Origin of the sequence: Devosia salina (genome assembly GCF_019504385.1) — a bacterium.
In the GTDB taxonomy this organism is placed as follows: Bacteria; Pseudomonadota; Alphaproteobacteria; order Rhizobiales; family Devosiaceae; genus Devosia; species Devosia salina.
Genome location: NZ_CP080590.1, coordinates 2,930,764 through 2,947,772, shown reverse-complemented (window position 1 = coordinate 2,947,772; position 17,009 = coordinate 2,930,764). Strand labels below are relative to the sequence as shown.

21 protein-coding genes are annotated in these 17,009 nt (G+C 62.8%); 10 read left to right on the top strand and 11 right to left on the bottom strand.

Features of this window, described 5'->3' with window-relative positions:
* The first annotated feature begins 323 nt into the window (after window positions 1–323).
* The 3 genes from K1X15_RS14485 to K1X15_RS14475 all read left to right on the top strand — a co-directional run bounded on the left by K1X15_RS14485 (window position 324) and on the right by K1X15_RS14475 (window position 2,745).
* Complete coding sequence (locus K1X15_RS14485) at window positions 324–872, top strand: GNAT family N-acetyltransferase (protein WP_220304325.1); 549 nt, start codon at window positions 324–326, stop codon at window positions 870–872.
* A 74-nt stretch (window positions 873–946) separates the two neighbouring features.
* Window positions 947–1,573 (top strand): CoA pyrophosphatase, encoded by a 627-nt coding sequence (locus K1X15_RS14480; protein WP_220304324.1) that lies wholly within the window; start codon window positions 947–949, stop codon window positions 1,571–1,573.
* The gene (locus tag K1X15_RS14475; protein ID WP_220304323.1) at window positions 1,570–2,745 is read left to right on the top strand and encodes a CCA tRNA nucleotidyltransferase; all 1,176 of its coding nucleotides are present in this window, start codon (window positions 1,570–1,572) and stop codon (window positions 2,743–2,745) included. The genes K1X15_RS14480 and K1X15_RS14475 overlap by 4 nt, the downstream gene beginning before the upstream one ends.
* A 75-nt stretch (window positions 2,746–2,820) precedes the next feature.
* Here K1X15_RS14475 and K1X15_RS14470 read toward each other — a convergent pair whose 3' ends face one another.
* The 4 genes from K1X15_RS14470 to K1X15_RS14455 form a co-directional block, all read right to left on the bottom strand.
* Window positions 2,821–3,021 carry a DUF1059 domain-containing protein gene (locus tag K1X15_RS14470; protein WP_220304322.1) on the bottom strand — a complete coding sequence of 67 codons (201 nt, stop codon included), beginning with the start codon at window positions 3,019–3,021 and terminating at the stop codon, window positions 2,821–2,823.
* A 66-nt stretch (window positions 3,022–3,087) separates the two neighbouring features.
* On the bottom strand, window positions 3,088–4,224 hold the full coding sequence (locus K1X15_RS14465; protein WP_220304321.1) for an AAA family ATPase: 1,137 nt from the start codon (window positions 4,222–4,224) through the stop codon (window positions 3,088–3,090).
* A gap of 75 nt (window positions 4,225–4,299) precedes the next feature.
* On the bottom strand, window positions 4,300–5,172 hold the full coding sequence (gene hemF, locus K1X15_RS14460) for an oxygen-dependent coproporphyrinogen oxidase (protein WP_220304320.1): 873 nt from the start codon (window positions 5,170–5,172) through the stop codon (window positions 4,300–4,302).
* Between the two features lie 18 nt (window positions 5,173–5,190).
* Window positions 5,191–5,661, bottom strand: coding sequence for a tRNA (cytidine(34)-2'-O)-methyltransferase (locus tag K1X15_RS14455; protein WP_220304319.1), 471 nt, complete (start codon window positions 5,659–5,661; stop codon window positions 5,191–5,193).
* 226 nt (window positions 5,662–5,887) lie between these two features.
* Here K1X15_RS14455 and petA point away from each other — a divergent pair, with 226 nt between their 5' ends.
* The 5 genes from petA (at window position 5,888) to K1X15_RS14430 (ending at window position 9,664) form a co-directional block, all read left to right on the top strand.
* Complete coding sequence (gene petA, locus K1X15_RS14450; protein ID WP_220304318.1) at window positions 5,888–6,415, top strand: ubiquinol-cytochrome c reductase iron-sulfur subunit; 528 nt, start codon at window positions 5,888–5,890, stop codon at window positions 6,413–6,415.
* A gap of 14 nt (window positions 6,416–6,429) precedes the next feature.
* Complete coding sequence (locus tag K1X15_RS14445; RefSeq protein WP_220304317.1) at window positions 6,430–7,680, top strand: cytochrome b; 1,251 nt, start codon at window positions 6,430–6,432, stop codon at window positions 7,678–7,680.
* A 14-nt stretch (window positions 7,681–7,694) separates the two neighbouring features.
* Window positions 7,695–8,549, top strand: a complete 855-nt coding sequence (locus K1X15_RS14440; RefSeq protein ID WP_220304316.1) for a cytochrome c1 — start codon at window positions 7,695–7,697, stop codon at window positions 8,547–8,549.
* Between the two features lie 360 nt (window positions 8,550–8,909).
* Window positions 8,910–9,104, top strand: a complete 195-nt coding sequence (locus K1X15_RS14435) for a hypothetical protein (RefSeq protein WP_220304315.1) — start codon at window positions 8,910–8,912, stop codon at window positions 9,102–9,104.
* 26 nt (window positions 9,105–9,130) lie between these two features.
* Window positions 9,131–9,664: an adenine phosphoribosyltransferase gene (locus tag K1X15_RS14430; RefSeq protein WP_220304314.1), complete on the top strand. Its 534-nt coding sequence runs from the start codon at window positions 9,131–9,133 to the stop codon at window positions 9,662–9,664.
* A 45-nt stretch (window positions 9,665–9,709) separates the two neighbouring features.
* Here the strand turns inward: K1X15_RS14430 and K1X15_RS14425 are convergent, their stop codons facing one another.
* The 6 genes from K1X15_RS14425 to K1X15_RS14400 all read right to left on the bottom strand — a co-directional run bounded on the left by K1X15_RS14425 (window position 9,710) and on the right by K1X15_RS14400 (window position 13,808).
* Complete coding sequence (locus K1X15_RS14425; RefSeq protein ID WP_220304313.1) at window positions 9,710–10,111, bottom strand: GFA family protein; 402 nt, start codon at window positions 10,109–10,111, stop codon at window positions 9,710–9,712.
* 80 nt (window positions 10,112–10,191) lie between these two features.
* Window positions 10,192–10,584: a VOC family protein gene (locus tag K1X15_RS14420; RefSeq protein WP_220304312.1), complete on the bottom strand. Its 393-nt coding sequence runs from the start codon at window positions 10,582–10,584 to the stop codon at window positions 10,192–10,194.
* Between the two features lie 621 nt (window positions 10,585–11,205).
* Window positions 11,206–12,225, bottom strand: coding sequence for a TerC family protein (locus K1X15_RS14415; protein ID WP_220304311.1), 1,020 nt, complete (start codon window positions 12,223–12,225; stop codon window positions 11,206–11,208).
* Between the two features lie 173 nt (window positions 12,226–12,398).
* The gene (locus K1X15_RS14410) at window positions 12,399–12,743 is read right to left on the bottom strand and encodes a hypothetical protein (RefSeq protein WP_220304310.1); all 345 of its coding nucleotides are present in this window, start codon (window positions 12,741–12,743) and stop codon (window positions 12,399–12,401) included.
* A gap of 31 nt (window positions 12,744–12,774) precedes the next feature.
* Window positions 12,775–13,332: a MaoC family dehydratase gene (locus K1X15_RS14405; RefSeq protein ID WP_220304309.1), complete on the bottom strand. Its 558-nt coding sequence runs from the start codon at window positions 13,330–13,332 to the stop codon at window positions 12,775–12,777.
* A complete protein-coding gene (locus K1X15_RS14400; protein WP_220304308.1) occupies window positions 13,329–13,808 on the bottom strand; it encodes a MaoC family dehydratase in 480 nt (159 codons plus the stop codon). Before K1X15_RS14400 ends, K1X15_RS14405 begins: the two co-directional genes overlap by 4 nt.
* 169 nt (window positions 13,809–13,977) lie before the next feature.
* Between K1X15_RS14400 and ychF the strand changes: the two genes are divergently transcribed.
* On the top strand, window positions 13,978–15,075 hold the full coding sequence (ychF, locus tag K1X15_RS14395; RefSeq protein WP_220304307.1) for a redox-regulated ATPase YchF: 1,098 nt from the start codon (window positions 13,978–13,980) through the stop codon (window positions 15,073–15,075).
* On the opposite strand, the gene K1X15_RS14390 is transcribed toward ychF, so the two are convergent.
* On the bottom strand, window positions 15,027–15,410 hold the full coding sequence (locus K1X15_RS14390) for a hypothetical protein (RefSeq protein ID WP_220304306.1): 384 nt from the start codon (window positions 15,408–15,410) through the stop codon (window positions 15,027–15,029). The genes ychF and K1X15_RS14390 overlap by 49 nt on opposite strands.
* 218 nt (window positions 15,411–15,628) lie before the next feature.
* Here K1X15_RS14390 and melA point away from each other — a divergent pair, with 218 nt between their 5' ends.
* Window positions 15,629–16,996: an alpha-glucosidase/alpha-galactosidase gene (gene melA / locus K1X15_RS14385; protein ID WP_220304305.1), complete on the top strand. Its 1,368-nt coding sequence runs from the start codon at window positions 15,629–15,631 to the stop codon at window positions 16,994–16,996.
* Window positions 16,997–17,009 lie beyond the last annotated feature (13 nt).

Here is a 17,009-nt window from a genome sequence, read left to right as displayed (position 1 = left end):
CAGGCTCAATCCCTGCGGCCGGCATGGGTTGCGGCGCTGCTGTTCTAGCTAGGGACGGAACAGGGAGCGGAGAAGGCCGTTCTGACGGAACAGTGCGTTGTGCATTCGAGACACAGCGGCGGCACGGGAGAAGGAAATTGCAGCATGAATCCAATATTCCCATTTACGGCCAAATCAGCGGGTGCTAATGCGCAATCAGACGTGGAGGCGTCCAGGATGGTGAAGGTTTTGCAGACTAACCGACGACCCTAGGCGGTCGTTTCGAGCGGAAGGCCCGAGGGTCGACCGCAGCTTGCTCTGCACATCTTTCCTGGATCAGACCCATGACCACGCTCGTTGCGGCCGAGGCCGCTTCCACCCCTGTTGCCGGCCAGCCGACCGTTCGGGCTGCCACCGCTGCCGATGATGTATTTGTCGAGGACCTGCAGGCCATTGCCTTCGGGCCGGGACGGTTTGCGCGGACGGCCTTCCGGGTGCGTGAGCGCTTTCCCATCGATCCCAGCCTGAGCCTAATCGCCGAAGTCGACGGCACGCCTTGTGGTTCGGTGTGGATGACCCCGATCAGTGTCGATGGCCGCAAGGGCTATCTGCTCGGTCCCTTGGCGACCCATCCCAATTTCCGCAAACGCGGCGCTGGCAAGCTTCTGGCGCGGGAGGTCAGCCGACTGGCTCTTGCCCGGGGGGAAGGGGAGTTCGTGCTCCTGGTGGGTGACCAGGACTATTACTGCCCGCTGGGATGGGACATCACCACGCCGGGCAACATACAGTTCCCCGGCCCGGTCGATCCGACCCGCGTGCTGCTGATGGCCGAGGACAAGAGCCTCGCAAAGTCGCTCAAGGGCTCTATCGCTGCCTTCGAGGCCGGTCGGTAACGTCGAAAGAGGGTGCATGCCGAGGGTCGCTGAACTAGACTTCGGCGGCTTTCCTGTTTCCTGCAGAGCGTTTCGTGACCCTTGAACTCGACATAGCACAGAGCCTTGCCGGACGTTTGCTGGCCGAACCGCCCGCCCTCGAACCGGCGCGTGAACTGGTGCCGGACTGGCAGCCGCTCCGGCCCTTTGAACGCCCGCCGGTTCCCGCCGCCGTGCTGATTGCTCTGGTGCGGCGGCCCGAGGGGCACACGGTGCTTTATACCGAACGATCGCCGGATCTGCGGTCCCATTCGGGACAGGTGGCCTTTCCCGGCGGCAAGATCGACGGTGTCGACGCCGGACCGGCCGCTGCCGCCCTGCGCGAGGCCAATGAAGAGGTGGGCCTGGCGACGGATGACGCGCGCATCCTTGGCTACATGCCGACCTATTTCACGGGAACCAATTATCTCATCGTCCCGGTCGTCGCCGAAGTGCTGCCCAGCGGGCCGTTCGTTCCCAATCCGGGTGAAGTGCATTCGGTTTTCGAGGTGCCGCTCATGCGTATTCTTGATGCGGGCAGCTATGGACGCTTTCGCATCAGTCGCGGCGGCAAGGAGCATTCCACCTGGCAGATCGACCATGATGGCCATGTCATCTGGGGGATCACCGCTAATCTGACCCGCCTGTTCCGCGACCGGGTCGTGGGCGAGGTGGCGGCTTGATTCCGGATCGGATCACCGACGCAGAATGGCTGGCGCGCCCGGCGGTACAGGCGATCTTTGCAGCGCTGGACGGACGTGACGGCCGCACGCGAGCGGTGGGCGGGGTGGTCCGGGACAGTCTGATCGGTCGCATTCGAGAGCATGCCGATATCGACATGGCGACCGAGTTCCTGCCGGTGACGGTGATGCAAAGGGCCAAGGCGGCCGGCATCGCCGCCTATCCCACGGGCATCGAGCATGGCACCGTGACACTGCGGCTCGATGAGACCACGGTGGAGGTGACGACGCTACGCCAGGATGTCGTCACTGATGGGCGGCACGCGCAAGTGCAGTTCGGAACAGATTGGGTGGCCGACGCCGAGCGGCGCGACTTCACCCTCAATGCCCTTTATTGCGATGCCGATGGCAGATTGTTCGATCCACTGGGCGGGGCCGGAGACCTGCTTAATGGCCGGGTGCGCTTCATCGGCGATGCGGCGCGGCGGATCGCCGAGGATGGATTGCGGGTCTATCGCTTCTTCCGCTTTTCGGCCAGTCATGGCGGTGAGCAGTTCGATGCGGAGGGGCTGGCCGCATGCCGCGATGCTGCCGATGACCTCGAACATATTTCGCGCGAGCGAATCGGATCGGAGATGATGCGTATGCTTGCCCTGCCCAAGGTCGGCAAGACGCTCGGGGTCATGGACAAGCTTGGGCTGCTCTGCATTGAGCCGGGGGCATTGCCGGCATTGCTGCGCTACGAAGCCATGGGCGGCCGGTCCGCGATTTCACGTCTGGCGCTGCTTGGCCGAGAGGGGCTGGAGCGCCGGCAGGCGGATTGGCGGCTGAGCAAGGCAGTGATTACGAAGGCCGACAGAGTCGCGGAGGCTGCGCGCCTGCTGCGGAACGGCGATCTCGGATGGGCCGCCTATCGTTTCGGTGAAGATGCAGTGGAAGGTCTGGCCGTCGCCGCTGCGGAACAGGACTGGCCTCGAGAGCGCCTGTCGGAGATGGCGCGGGATCTGGGGCGCCTGCCGGTGGCGCCATTGCCCGTCAACGGTGCCGACCTGGAGAATAGGGGCATGAAACCAGGCCCTGAAATGGGCGCCGCCTTGGCCATTCTCGAACGGGCCTGGGTGGAAAGCGACTTTTCCCTCACCAAAGACGCCCTGATGGAGAGAATCTTTCACTAGCGCGCTGTGGCCAGGGATGTGTGCACGGGCCGGTACAGAAAGAAGCCCCGGCGGACCGGGGCTTGTTCGGATGGGTCAGTGCTTGGTCTGCCGGCCCATATCGTCGACATCAACGATGCGTTCCTTGATGCGCTCGACCATTTCGGGGCGCACTTCGGTTTCGCCGTTGAGATTTCGCATGTTCTCGACCGCACGACGAACCACTTCGGCCTCACTTTCGGCCTCGGCACGCCAGGTAGACCCTGGAATGAGCGTCCCGGAGTCAAATCGTTTCATCACGAACCTCCTCATCTCTCGCAATGGACAGTCTGAGGAAACGTGTGGATCGGCATTTGGTTCCGCCTAATCCTCGGGAAAGATGCCGATGTCCGACAGACCCTCCAGCCAGGTGCCGCCATCCCGGCGGATGACGGTGCGGGGTACGATGCCAGTCTCCTCGGCGATCGCCTCTGCCAATGGGACCGAATGGGTTACTACCCAGACCTGGGTCCGCTCGGCGGCGCGGGCAATGGCCCGGGCGAGGGCCGGCAGCAGGTCGGGGTGGAGCGAGGTTTCCGGTTCGTTGAGCGCAATGAACGGTGGCAGGCGGTAGGCCAGTAAGGCCCCGAGCAATGCGAGGAACTGCAGCGTCCCGTCCGAAAGCTCGGCAGGCGCGAAGGAGCGGTGCGGCATTTCGGGAAATATCATTGAGAAGCTGGCATCGCGTTCCGGCGGCGGGATCTCGAGCCTGGCACCGGGAAAGGCCTGTTCAATCGCCGCGTCGAGATCGACGGTGTCGCCGCGAATGTGCTTCAGCGTCGCCAGAACGGCCCCGAGATTTCTCCCGTCAGCATCGAGCGTGGGTGAGGTCACGGCCAGCGAGGGACGTCGTAGCGGCGAATCGGAATCGGTGCGGAAGCCGTGGTAGAAGCGCCATTCGGCCAGCATGTATCGGACTGTATCGAGTTCGGGCAGGGTGCCACGCAGGGCGGACAGAGCGGTCTCGCTGGCCAGTAGTGGATGGTCGAGTTGGCGGATGCGCCCGTCCTCATCGCGATACCACGCGGCCGGTCCCTTGCGCTCCAGCAGCGTGACGCTGCGCCTTCCGGGCAGGACCAGGTTCTCGGCCTTGATCTGCGGCTCCTGTTCGAACACCGCTTCATAACGGGAATTGCCGAACCCCACTTCGACCGAATAGCGGGGCACAAAGGCCGCCTCGTCGTCTCCCGGCAGGATCGTGTCGAGCCCGACCTCGAAGATCAGCCGCGGTTTGTCACTAACCCTGCGCGGTCCGGCCCACATGGCCGAAGCGAGGCCGCCTTCCCGCGCCAGGTTGCGAACAAGGTCACCCGTGGCGGCAGCATGAACCAGTTCGAGACCGCGGTAGAGATTGGTCTTGCCCACGCCATTGCCGCCGACCAGTACCGTCAGGCGTTTCAGGGGGAAACGAATGGAGCGGATCGAGCGATAGCCGGTAATGTCGAGGTCGGTTAGGGACATTGCGGGATGTTAAGCGGGCGGCGCCAGGTCAGGCTATAGCGGATTGTCCTTACACCAAGCCCGAGCAGTGACGGCTTACGGCCACTTCACCGCCGGGGGCATGGACGAGAGGATGGAATTGACGTTACCGCCGGTCTTCAATCCGAAAGTCGTGCCCCGGTCATAGAGCAGGTTGAACTCGACATAGCGTCCGCGGCGCACAAGTTGCTCGTCACGTTCGGCCTCTGTCCAGGGCTTCTCGAAATTGCGGCGCACCAGCTCCGGATAGATCTTGAGGAAGGCCTCTCCCACAGCCTGGGTGAAGGCGAAATCGGCGTCCCAGTCCCCGGAATTGAAATGGTCGTAGAATATGCCGCCAATGCCGCGGGGTTCGTTGCGATGGGGCAGGAAGAAGTATTCGTCGCACCAGGCCTTGAAGCGCTCGTAGTCGACGCCCGGTCGGTTGTCGCAAGCGGCCTTCATGGCGGCGTGAAAGTCGACCGTGTCCGGGTCGGTCTGGGTGCGGCGATTGTCGAGCACCGGGGTCAGGTCAGCACCGCCACCCCACCATTGCTTGCCTGTCACGATCATTCGGGTGTTCATGTGCACCGCTGGAACGTGGGGGTTCCAAGGGTGGACAATGAGCGAGATGCCCGAGGACCAGAAGGCCGTGCCGGCCTCTGTGCCCGGCATCTGGCGGGCGAAATCCTCGGTGAAATGACCGTGGACGGAGGAAATGTGGACGCCGGCCTTTTCGAAGACCCGGCCATGGAGCATCGACATTTCGCCGCCGCCGCCTGCCGCGCGGTCCCAAGGCGTGCGTTCGAACTGGCCGGGCGGCATGTCGGCGTGAATGCCGATCGTCTCGCGCTCAATGGCTTCAAACGCGGCGCAGATCCGATCGCGCAGGGTGCGGAACCAGGCGCTGGCTGTGGTTTTCTTGGTGTCGATGTCGGCTGGGAGGGTCATGAGGGGGGGAATGAACCTTCAGGACAATTCTGTAAAGCGGCCAGTCTGCCGCATGGCTTCGCCCAGGACCATGCTTCCGGCGATGGCGACGTTGATGGAGCGGAGGCCCGGGCTCATCGGAATGCGCAGGCGCAGGTCGGCGATTTCAGCGACAGCATCAGGGACGCCGGCGCTCTCCCGGCCCAGCATCAGGATGTCCTGGGGGGTGAAGCGGGCGTCATAGGCCGACTCGCTGGCCTTGGTGGTCAGCAGGACCAGACGCCTCTGTTCGCCCCGGCGCCAGGCGTCGAAAGCAGTAAAACTGGCATGTTCGACCAGTGCGGCCTTGTCGAGATAGTCCATTCCGGCCCGGGCCAAATTGCGGTCGGTGAGGGCAAAACCGGCGGGATGGATGATGTGGATGGTGACGCCGAGGCAGGCGCCGAGCCGCAGCAGCGTGCCGGTATTGGCGGCGATGTCGGGCTGGTAGAGGGCCAGGACTACGGTCATGAATGGTTCCTGAACGGGACAAGGGCCCCGGTTTTCGCGGTTGCCTCGGGTATAGTGTCGCAGTTGTGGGCTGTCACGGCGCGCGCACTGGACAACTCACTGTGACAGTGCAAAAAGACCTGACCTGACGGGCCGCTTGAGGGCGGACGGCGGTCGATTCCGTTTACGCGGGCGACAGGCGCCGTTGCCGGCTCCGTCAATTGTGCATCGTACGGGGATACGGACCTTGGCCACGCAAGCAGAACATTCATCCACCAACCGGCGGGACTTCCTTTTCGTCGCCACCGGCGCCGTCGGCGCGGTCGGCGCTGCCGCCGTGGTCTGGCCGCTGATCAATCAGCTCAACCCCGATGCCTCGACGCTGGCGCTGGCCAGCATCGAGTTTGATGTCGGCGCGATCCCTGAAGGTCAGTCGGTAACCATCACCTGGCGCGGTCTGCCAGTGTTCGTGCGTCACCGCACGGCGGCCGAGATCGAGGAAGCCAAGGCGGTGCCGCTGAGCGACCTGAAGGATCCGGCGACCGACGAAGAGCGGACCAAGCCAGGCCATGAGCAGTGGCTCATCATGATCGCCAATTGCACGCATCTGGGCTGTATCCCGGTGGGTGAATCGGGTGATTTCGATGGCTGGTTCTGCCCGTGCCACGGCTCGCACTACGATACCGCCGGTCGTGTCCGTCGCGGCCCCGCGCCCAAGAACCTGGTCGTGCCGCCTTATGAATTCGTCAGCGATACGCTGGTCCAGATCGGTTAGTGGGGGCTTTCCCGATGTCAGAACATTCCACCTATACTCCGGGCAGTGCCGTCGAGAAGTGGCTCGATGACCGCCTGCCGATCATCCGGTTCTCAAAAGAGCACCTGATGGACTTCCCCACGCCGAAGAACCTCAATTACTGGTGGACCTTCGGCGCCATCCTGGTCATGTGCCTGGCGGTCCAGATCGTCACCGGCGTGATCCTGGCCATGCACTATGCCCCCAATGTGGGCCTGGCCTTCAACTCGGTGGAACATATCCGCCGCGACGTGAATGGCGGCCGCATCATCCAGGCAACCCACGCGGTGGGTGCCTCGATGTTCTTCGTGGCCCTCTACATCCACATGTTCCGCGGCCTGTTCTACGGCTCGTACAAGGCGCCGCGCGAAATCCTCTGGATCCTCGGCGTCGTCATCTTCCTGCTGACCACCGCCACCGCCTTCATGGGCTATATCCTGCCCTGGGGCCAGATGAGCTTCTGGGGCGCGACGGTTATCTCGAACATCTTCTCGGCCATTCCGCTGGTCGGCGAGAACATCAAGCAACTGGTGTTGGGTGGCTTTGCGGTGGGCAACCCCACGCTCAACCGCTTCTTCTCGCTGCACTACCTGCTGCCGTTCATCATCGCCGCCGTGGTGGCGCTGCACATCTGGGCCCTGCACGTGCCGGGCAACAACAACCCGATCGGCGTCGAGGTCAAGGACAGCCGCGATACCGTGCCCTTCCATCCGTACTATACGATGAAGGACCTGTTCGCGATGGTGCTGTTCATGATCCCGTTCGCGTGGTTCGTGTTCTTTGCCCCCGACATCCTGGGCCATCCTGACAACTACATCATGGCCAACAGCCAGGTGACGCCGGCTCATATCGTGCCTGAATGGTACCTGCTGCCGTTCTACACCATCCTGCGCGCCATCGACTTCAACGTGCTGTTCATCGACAGCAAGCTGGGCGGCGTCATCGCCATGGGCGGCGCCATGCTGATGCTGCTGATCGTGCCGTGGCTGGACACCTCGAAGGTGCGTTCGGGCTCGTTCCGCCCGATGTTCAAGTGGTTCTACGCCCTTTTCGTGATCAACTTCATCGGCCTGATGTATCTGGGCGCCCAGCCGGCCGAAGGCATCTACACGATGATGGCCAAGGTCTGCACGGCCTACTACTTCATCTACTTCCTGGTGGTGCTGCCGGTGCTCTCTCGGATCGAGACTCCCAAGCCGCTGCCGACCAGCATTTCCGAGAGTGTTCTCGGCAAGGCACACGCGTGATCGGGGCGACAGACATGTTCAAGACCAAGATCCTCATCGCTGCACTTGCCGCTGTTGTCGGCATGGCGTCGGCTCCCGCCATCGCCGCCGAGGGCGGTGCCCATATCGAGCGCCAGAGCTGGAGCTTCGCGGGCATTTTCGGCACCTATGACGAACATCAGCTGCAGCGCGGCTTCCAGGTGTTCCGCGAAGTCTGCTCAAGCTGCCACAGTGCCAATCTGATCTCCTTCCGCAATCTGTCGGAGGAAGGCGGGCCGAGCTTCTCGGAAGCCCAGGTCAAGGCTCTGGCGGCCGAGTATGAAGTTGACGATCCGACAGCCGATGGCGGCCGTCGTCCGGCTGTTCCGGCCGACCGCTGGCCCGCGCCCTTTGCCAATGAGCAGGAGGCGCGCGACGCCAATGGCGGTGCATTGCCGCCGGACTTCTCGGTTCTGGCCAAAGCCCGCGGTGTCACCGATCCATTCCCGACCTGGGTCTTCAACTACTTCACTGGTTACCAGGAAGGTGGCGCGGACTATATCCACGCGCTGCTCAACGGCTACCATGAGGAAGTTCCGGAAACCGCGCCGGAAGGGTTCGAACTGGCCGAAGGCAAGTATTACAACGACTACTTCCCCGGCCACGCCATCGGCATGGCGCCGCCGCTTGCCGACGGCTCGGTGACCTATACGCCGGGTGAAGACGGAGTGACCGTTCCGGAGACGCTCGAACAGTATTCAACGGACGTGGCTGCGTTCATGATGTGGCTGGCCGAGCCGCATCTGGTCAGCCGCAAGCAGACCGGTTTTGCCGTGCTGCTGTTCCTGGTGCTGTTCTCCGGCCTGATGTACGCGACCAAGCGCAAGCTCTGGGCCGGCATCGAACACTGACCCACGACGGCGCCCCGCGCCGTCAAAACTCCCCGGTGGGGAGTTTTGAGTGGGTCAGGCCCGAAGAGCTATGCTCGCAGGGCATGCACAGAACGAGCGATTTCGAAGGGGTCCGATAGGGCCCCTTCTTTGTTGCGCCCCACGCCGTCAAAACTCCCCGGTGGGGAGTTTTGAGTGGGTCAGGCCCGAAGAGCCATGCTCGCAGGGCATGCACAGAACGAGCGAATTCGAAGGGGTCCGATAGGGCCCCTTTGCTTTTCGGTGGGCGGTAAAATTGCACGAGGCGCGGCAGTCCGCCCCTTGCCATCGACGCGCGCAATCGCGATATTCCCACAGTCCAGGTTGTTGAAGGAAACTGCGATGTCCGCCGTTCGCCTCGCTGTCACAGTGGTGAGCACCGCGATAGCCGTGAGCCGCCATCCGGCGGTACGGGCCGGGGTGCAGGCCGTGGTCAACAACCCAAAGGCTCGCGAAACGGCAATCGCGACAACGCGCAACGTCGCCTACAATGCCGGCGTCATCGCCCGGCATGTGCTGGGCCGCAACAAGCCCTGACTTCTTCTCCCATTACAAGGCCATCCATGTCGCTCGACCTGAAGTCGCTCGTCCGCACGATCCCCGACTATCCCAAGAAGGGTATCCTGTTCCGAGACATCACAACCTTGATCGAGCATCCGGAAGGATTTCGCGAAAGCATCGAGCGCATTGCCAGCCAATATCGCGGGCAGGGGTTCACCCATGTCGCCGGGATCGAGGCGCGCGGCTTCATCTTTGGCGCGGGCGTTGCCATTGCGATGGGCGTCGGCTTCGTACCGGTCCGCAAGCGTGGCAAGCTCCCGGGAACGACGATCGGGCAGAACTACGTGCTCGAATATGGCGTCGATACGATCGAAATCCACGCTGACGTGCTGAGCAATGTCCACAAGGTGCTGCTGGTCGATGATCTCATCGCCACGGGTGGCACGGCGCTGGCGGCGGTTGGACTGATGCGCCGGACGGGCGCTGTCTGCGACGATGCGGCCTTCGTCATCGACCTTCCCGATATCGGAGGGGCCGCCAAGTTGGAGGCCGAAGGGGTCAAGGTGACATCGCTGATGGCCTTCGAGGGGCATTGAGGCCAGCCGGGGGCGGCTCAGTGGGTGTCGGGACCCGGTCGCGGCCTACCAGTTGTTGCGGCCGTCGACGCGTTCAACGGCGATGGCTGTCCAATCCAGATCGTCGATCAGATTGAGATTGACCGCGTAGATGCGCTCGGTCGGCATCGATCGGGAGTCGCCGTTCTTGGGGGTGCCGTCGGCATTGTACATCGAGGCCCAGTCCGGGGAATCGCCCCAGGTCTGCATGCCGCAATGGCTGCAGAAATGGTGCAGGTTCATCCCGTCGCTGGCCGAGTATGTCGCTTCGCCTTCGCGGGACTGGAAGCTTAGTTCGCCGGCGCGGAAATAGGCCCAGACCGCGCCGGTTCGGGCACAATAACTGCAATTGCAGGCCTTGGCCTCGGTCGGATGGGCCGGCAGGGTGATGCGGGTGGCCCCGCAGTGGCAGGCGGCGGTAATGGTCATGGCAAGGTTCCATCTGGATCTGCCACGAGCATGAAGCAGGGCGCTGACAGGACCTGTCAGCACCCCATAAGCGCTGACAATCAGGCCGCCATGGCCTCGCGCCGGTCAATCAGGCAGAACTGGTTGCCCTCGGGATCGCGCATCACGGTGTAGGTGGGCAGGACGCGGTCGACGGTGGCGCCGGCCTGCTTGAGGCGATCGACCTCAGCGGCGCGCTCATCGACTTCGACGTCGAAATGCACGCGGTTATTGTCGGGGCGCTGACCGTTGACGTTCTGGAAGCAGATGGACGGTCCTGGTCCGTCGATCAGAACCGTGGTGGGCACGGTGGGATCGAGCCCGAGCGCCACGCTGAGGGCCGCATCGGTCGCATCGATCTGCCGGACCGAATAGCCCTCGAGCAGATTGGCCCAGAAATCGGCCAAAGTTGCCGGTTCCTCGCAGTCGAAGACGATTTCGTGGATGGCACCCATTTGCCGGTCTCCTTTGTCGTTTGACAATTCGTTAACCGGCAAATGCGGCAAGAGTCGTGCAAGAGGCCGGCCGTGGAGCCGGCCTCCCGGATGCTACTTGTCGGATGCCTTGTCCAGAAGCACTGCCAGCGGTGGCAGGGAGGCTTCCGGGGGCTTGGCAGGCGTTTGTGGCTGGGGCCGTGCAGCCGGCGGCTGCGGCTTGCCGTGGCGCGGCACTTGATGGGATGGCGTGACCCGCAAGGGGCGCTGGAACTGGTTTTTGGGCATGAGATGTCCTTCCCCGCCCGGTGATGTCCTCACGCGGGCTGGCTTAAGTGAACGACACGCGGCCAGAGCCGCGCGATGAGGCGGTTCATGAATGGACGCAGGGGAAGCGAGGGAGCGCAGAGCGCGGCTGGCCATCAGGCCGGGTTGGCACCATGTCTGCCGATCTCGTCGAACCTTACCTCGAGCACGCGCCGGTCACACGCAGGGCGTGGAACGGGTGTGGGGCCTGTGTCCGGGACGAGTTCTCAGATCATTTCGGCGCGAAACCTCCTTAGGAATGCTGGAGGATAGGCAAAGAGAAAGGCCGGCGTCAACCGCCGGCCTCCAGGTTCCGATGAACGGGGCCTTGGCCCGTTACGGCTTCAACTGCCCGGTTTCGGGTTCGTCCTCGGCGCTGATATCGGGCTCGTTGCGGGTCTTCCACAAGGAGTAGAGGACGCCGCCGGCCAGGATGGCGATGGTGACGCCGAGCGAGAGCAAGGTGTCGATCTTGATGCCCAGCGGCACGAGGAAGATCTTGATGCCGATCAGCACCAGGATGATGGCGAGCGAGATCTGCAGGTAGCGGAAACGGTTCATCGCCGCGGCAAGTGCGAAGTAAAGGGCGCGCAGGCCTAGAATGGCGAAGATGTTCGAGGTGTAGACGATGAAGGTGTCCTGGGTCACCGCGAACACCGCCGGCACCGAGTCCACGGCAAACACCAGATCGACGAATTCGACCATGATGAGGGCCACGGCCAGCGGCGTCAGCCAGGTGACGAGCTTCCCGGTCTTGAGATCGGGTTCCTTGACGGCGAAATGGCGGCCGCGCAGCTCATTGGTGATGCGGAAGCGCTTGCGCAGGAACTTCAGCACCGGATTGGCCTCGATGTCCGGCTCCTCGTCCGAGTGGGAGAACATGCGGATGCCGGTGAAGACCAGGAAGGCGCCGAAAATGAACAGGATCCAGCTGAACTGGTGAACCAGCGCCGCGCCGACACCGATCAGGATGGCGCGGAACAGGATGACCCCCAGAATGCCCCAGAACAGCACGCGATGCTGGTAGAGCCGGGGGATGCCGAGGAAGCCGAAGATCGTGGCTATGACGAACATGTTGTCCATGGCCAGGGACTGTTCGATCAGATAGCCGGTATAGAATTCGAGACCGGATTGTGCGCCGCGGCTGAACCAGACCCAGGCGCCAAAGGCCAGGGCTATCAGAACGTAGAAGCCATAGAGCAGCAGGCTCTCCTTGGCTTCGATCTCGTGCTCATCGCGGTGCAGGATGCCGAGATCGAAGACAAGCAGACCAATGACGATCGCGATGAACGCGACCCAGAAATATGCGGGAGTACCGAGAAAATCGCCCGAAAGGGCGGCAAGAAGCGATTCCATCGCCGGACCTTCTCCATGTGAGTTGTGGAGCAGTTCCGACATCGCCGCAACAAGGGGTCGCGACCAGAGGGGCCCGGCACTGCCCTTTCAAAATGCGGGAAACGGCCGGAAAGTTCAAGCCCCCGCCCGAAAGAGGGGCGTCGGCGGTCCGCCGAACCGGGTTGGCGCTGAAATCAGCGCGGATTGCAGAGCATGACGATGGTGTCGGCGGTTTCGAGCTGCAGGGCCGTGCCATAATTGACATCGTCGATCAGGCGACCGGCCTGGATCCCGCCCTTGGCCCGCAGATTGCCGTCGTTGAAGCCGACGCCGTCCTGATAGGGCGTGATGGTGCCAGTGCCCGAATTGGGATCGTTCGGCGTGCGCGAGGCCCAGCCATAGACCTGGCCATAGATGGTCAGGATGCCCACCCGGTTGGTGGTGGCGTCGCGGCAGCTCCAATTGCCCTGAAAGGCCTGGGCAAAGGCCGGCGCGGCTGTAAAGGCGGTGAGGGCGAGGCAGAGGGCGAATCGGCGCATTGCCAGAGCATGCCGATCCGTCATGACACGATCAAGAGCCGCGCCCGATCAGCTTTCCGAGAAGGGGCAGCCTGGTGAGCGCCAGCAACACCCTCAGCCTGAGCGGCATCACATAGTCTCGCAGCTTGGAGAAGCCGACGAGGTGCGCCTCATAGACCAGATCGCCATGCTGGTTCCTGGCTGTGATCTGATTGAACAGCAGGCCCCAGCCGGGGATGGAGTTCGACGGGCGCTTGTCCGTGACGGTCAGGGTGTAGGTGACGGTGTCGCCGGGGCGGACCGGTGCCTTGAATTCCATCGAATTGACGCCGGGGGAGGGGCCGGAAACGCCTGGCTCCTGGCCCAGGCCGCGCAGGCGTTCCTCTTCGGCGAACAGGGCATCGACCATCTTTCGGTGCCCCACGCTGACGGTGTGCCAGCCCGAGGCGATCAAGCCGCCGAAATGACTGTGGCGGGCCAGTTCGGGATCGGTGTGGAAGTATTGAGGGTCGTACAGCGTGCCGAAGCGAATGATTTCGTCGGCCGTGAAGCTGTGGTCGCCCAGGGGGAAGGCCTCGTCGATATTGATGTCCTCGAACCAGCGGGTCATGCCGGCACCTCGGGGTTGCGGCATTCCACCAGATTGGCCAGGCGCATGGTCATGACCGGCTTTTGCTTCTGGTTGCGGATGTCGAAATCGAGGGTGACGATCCCCCATTGCGGGTGACTGCCAGAGCGCCGCAGCTCGGCAATGGTCACCGTGCCGCCAATGGTGTCGCCGACCATGACGGGCGCTTTCCACTTGAGGTCCTTGAAGCCGAGCCCACCACAGGAGGCAATTCTGGAGAGGAAGCCATCTACCAGCATGCGCAGGCTCAGGGCGCCTGTCTGCCAGCCGCTGGAGGCCAGGCCACCGAGCAGGCTCGCCTTGGCCGCCGCTTCATCGAGGTGAAATGGGAAGGGGTCGAACTCGCGCGCAAAGGTGACGATCATGTCCCTGGAGACGGTGGTGTGCCCCAGGTCGATGACCTCGCCCACGGCGAGGTCTTCGAAATGACGCCGATCTTGGGTGACAGGATTGGTCATTTGCTTGCCCTATACGTCAACGCGCTTTTGCCATGTCCGGCGCGTAGGGGCAAGGGATAGATGGTTGCGGGCCGGGCAGAAACCCGGTTTGGACGGACCGGGCCCCCCAAGCATTGACATCGGCGGTGATCCCGCCCAATTGGTGCGCAACCAATTCCCGGAGATACCCATGGGCTTCAAGATGGGCATTGTCGGCCTGCCAAATGTCGGCAAGTCGACGCTTTTCAATGCATTGACCCGCACCGCTGCCGCGCAGGCGGCCAATTTTCCGTTCTGCACGATCGAACCCAATGTGGGCGAAGTGTCGGTGCCCGATCCGCGGCTGGAAAAGCTGGCCGCCATTGGCAAGTCGCAGGCGATCCTGCCGGCGCGCATGAGCTTTGTGGACATTGCCGGGCTGGTGAAGGGTGCATCGCAGGGCGAGGGGCTGGGGAACCAGTTCCTGGCCAATATCCGCGAGACCGATGCCATTGCCTATGTGCTGCGGTGCTTCGAGGACAGCAATGTCATCCATGTGTCCAACAAGGTCGATCCGCTGGCCGATGCCGAGGTGGTGGAGACCGAATTGATGCTGGCTGACCTTGAAAGCCTCGAGAAGCGCCGCCCGAACCTTGAGAAGAAGGCCAAGGGCAATGACAAGGACGCCAAGCAGGTGCTGGAGCTGGTCGACCGGGCCCTTGCCGTCTTGCGCGAGGGCAGGTCGGCCCGCTTCGTCAAGCGCGAGGCCGAGGAAGAAAAAGCGTTCACCGAGCTGCAGCTTCTGACCAGCAAGCCGGTGCTCTATGTGTGCAATGTCGACGAGGCTTCGGCCGCCACCGGCAATGCCTATTCCAAGCAGGTGGAAGACTATGCAGCGGCCAACCATGCCGGCGTCGTCATCATCTCGGCCGAGATCGAGAGCCAGCTAGCGCAATTGCCTGATGACGAGCAGGCTGAATATCTGGACTCGCTCGGACTGGAGCAACCCGGCCTCAATCGCCTGATCCGCGCCGCCTATGACCTGCTTAACCTGCAGACCTATTTCACGGTCGGCCCCAAGGAAACGCGCGCCTGGACCATCCATCGCGGCGACAAGGCTCCGCAGGCGGCAGGTGTCATCCATACCGATTTCGAGCGTGGCTTTATCCGTGCGCAGACCATCGGCTACGAGGACTTCGTCACCCTGGGCGGGGAAGTGGCCGCCAAGGAGGCGGGCAAGGCGCGCGACGAAGGCAAGGATTATGTGGTCAAGGACGGCGACGTGATGCTGTTCAAGTTCAACGTGTAGTCCCAGGCGTCCATCCGATCCGGTTCGATCTTTCCGGCCGGCGCCTCATGGGGCGCCGGCCTTTTGCTGCTCCGGCCACCGCGATAATCGACAAGGTCGCCCCAGCCGGCTTGCCAGAGCTCAGGGTTTTCCAGATGGACGAAGGTGGCATTCAGGTTGTGGCGATAGCGCAGCAGCGCGGCGCGAAACAGGATCAGGTCCGGCGCAGCCACAACCAGCTCCTCGTCCCCCTCCATGCTCGCCAGGGGGTCTCCGTCCTCGCGCCAGATATGGACCAATACGCTGCCTTGAGGCAGTTCGGCGGGCGATGAAATCCGGTAGTATCTGTCGCGCATGTTCGCCTCCACCACGCTCAAAAGGGTGGCGCGGGGCGGTTAAGCCTGCGCTAGTGTGGGGATCAGGACTGTTCCGCATCAGCCATCGCATTCCTTAGAAAACCGGAAGAGTCACCTTTCATCCCGGATTGCATCATCGGCAATGGACGATAGCATGGGGTCAATGCGGCTGGAGGAGCCGCCGGGCCGTTCGCGGCTCTTCTTTTCGGAGCATCCCCATGGCAAATCCAAAAATCACCTTCATTGGTGCCGGCTCGTCTGTGTTCATGAAGAACATCGTTGGCGACATCCTGCACCGTCCGGCCCTGGCGGGCGCCGAAATCCGGCTTATGGACATCAACCCGACGCGGCTCGAAGAAAGCGCGATCATTGCCGGCAAGCTGGTAAACACGCTGGGCGTGCCGGCCACCGTCAAGACCTATTCGAACCAGCGCGAAGCGCTGGACGGGACAAACTTCGTGGTCGTCTGCTTCCAGATCGGCGGCTATGAGCCCTCGACCGTTGTCGATTTCGACGTGCCCAAGAAATACAATCTGCGCCAGACCATTGCCGACACACTGGGCGTGGGCGGCATCATGCGCGGGTTGCGCACGGTGCCGCATCTGTGGAGCATCTGCGAGGACATGCTCGAGGTCGCGCCCAACGCGGTCATGCTGCAATATGTCAACCCGATGGCCATCAACACCTGGGCCATTTCGGAGAAATACCCGACGATCAAGCAGGTGGGCCTCTGCCACTCGGTGCAGGGCACGGCCCATGAGCTGGCGCATGATCTCGACATTCCCTACGAAGAGATCCGTTACCGCTCCGCCGGTATCAACCACATGGCGTTCTTCCTCAATTTCGAGCATCGCCAGCCGGACGGCTCCTACAAGGACCTCTATCCTGAGCTGCACCGCGCCTATCGCGAGGGCCGCGCGCCCAAACCCGGCTGGAATCCACGCTGCCCCAACAAGGTGCGCTACGAGATGATGACCCGCCTGGGCTATTTCGTCACCGAAAGCTCGGAACACTTCGCCGAATACACCCCCTATTTCATCAAGGAGGGGCGCGAGGACATCATCGAGAAGTTCGGTATTCCGCTCGATGAATATCCCAAGCGCTGCGTCGAGCAGATCGCCAGGTGGAAGCAGACGTCCGACGACTACAAGAAAGCCGACCGCATCGAGGTCAAGCAGTCCAAGGAATATGCCTCGTCCATCGTCAATTCGGTCTGGACCGGCGAGCCTTCGGTGATCTACGGCAATCTGCGCAATAACGGCGTCATCACCTCGCTGCCTGATGCGGCGGCTGTGGAAGTGCCATGCCTCGTCGACGACAATGGCTTGCAGCCGACCTATGTCGGTGAATTGCCGCCGCAGTTGACGGCGTTGATCCGCACCAATATCAACGTGCAGGAATTGACCGTGCGGGCGCTGATGGAAGAAAAACGCGAGCACATCTACCACGCGGCCATGATGGACCCGCACACTGCCGCCGAACTGGACCTGGACCAGATCTGGAGCCTGGTGGACGACCTGATCGACGCCCATGGCGCCTGGCTGCCGGAATGGGCCCGTGGGGCGAAGAAGGCTGCAGTGGCTTAAGGTTCTGCCGAGC

What these genes read in the sequence shown, in the direction of transcription:
- K1X15_RS14465 (WP_220304321.1), bottom strand. Translation starts at nt 4,224, where the DNA reads ATGTCCCTAACCGACCTCGACATTACCGGCTATCGCTCGATCCGCTCC.
- ychF (WP_220304307.1), top strand. Translation starts at nt 13,978, where the DNA reads ATGGGCTTCAAGATGGGCATTGTCGGCCTGCCAAATGTCGGCAAGTCG.
- K1X15_RS14390 (WP_220304306.1), bottom strand. Translation starts at nt 15,410, where the DNA reads ATGCGCGACAGATACTACCGGATTTCATCGCCCGCCGAACTGCCTCAA.
- melA (WP_220304305.1), top strand. Translation starts at nt 15,629, where the DNA reads ATGGCAAATCCAAAAATCACCTTCATTGGTGCCGGCTCGTCTGTGTTC.
- K1X15_RS14440 (WP_220304316.1), top strand. Translation starts at nt 7,695, where the DNA reads ATGTTCAAGACCAAGATCCTCATCGCTGCACTTGCCGCTGTTGTCGGC.
- hemF (WP_220304320.1), bottom strand. Translation starts at nt 5,172, where the DNA reads ATGACCCTCCCAGCCGACATCGACACCAAGAAAACCACAGCCAGCGCC.
- K1X15_RS14405 (WP_220304309.1), bottom strand. Translation starts at nt 13,332, where the DNA reads ATGACCCGCTGGTTCGAGGACATCAATATCGACGAGGCCTTCCCCCTG.
- K1X15_RS14400 (WP_220304308.1), bottom strand. Translation starts at nt 13,808, where the DNA reads ATGACCAATCCTGTCACCCAAGATCGGCGTCATTTCGAAGACCTCGCC.
- K1X15_RS14445 (WP_220304317.1), top strand. Translation starts at nt 6,430, where the DNA reads ATGTCAGAACATTCCACCTATACTCCGGGCAGTGCCGTCGAGAAGTGG.
- K1X15_RS14455 (WP_220304319.1), bottom strand. Translation starts at nt 5,661, where the DNA reads ATGACCGTAGTCCTGGCCCTCTACCAGCCCGACATCGCCGCCAATACC.
- K1X15_RS14470 (WP_220304322.1), bottom strand. Translation starts at nt 3,021, where the DNA reads ATGAAACGATTTGACTCCGGGACGCTCATTCCAGGGTCTACCTGGCGT.
- K1X15_RS14430 (WP_220304314.1), top strand. Translation starts at nt 9,131, where the DNA reads ATGTCGCTCGACCTGAAGTCGCTCGTCCGCACGATCCCCGACTATCCC.
- K1X15_RS14435 (WP_220304315.1), top strand. Translation starts at nt 8,910, where the DNA reads ATGTCCGCCGTTCGCCTCGCTGTCACAGTGGTGAGCACCGCGATAGCC.
- K1X15_RS14420 (WP_220304312.1), bottom strand. Translation starts at nt 10,584, where the DNA reads ATGGGTGCCATCCACGAAATCGTCTTCGACTGCGAGGAACCGGCAACT.
- K1X15_RS14410 (WP_220304310.1), bottom strand. Translation starts at nt 12,743, where the DNA reads ATGCGCCGATTCGCCCTCTGCCTCGCCCTCACCGCCTTTACAGCCGCG.
- K1X15_RS14425 (WP_220304313.1), bottom strand. Translation starts at nt 10,111, where the DNA reads ATGACCATTACCGCCGCCTGCCACTGCGGGGCCACCCGCATCACCCTG.
- K1X15_RS14415 (WP_220304311.1), bottom strand. Translation starts at nt 12,225, where the DNA reads ATGGAATCGCTTCTTGCCGCCCTTTCGGGCGATTTTCTCGGTACTCCC.
- K1X15_RS14485 (WP_220304325.1), top strand. Translation starts at nt 324, where the DNA reads ATGACCACGCTCGTTGCGGCCGAGGCCGCTTCCACCCCTGTTGCCGGC.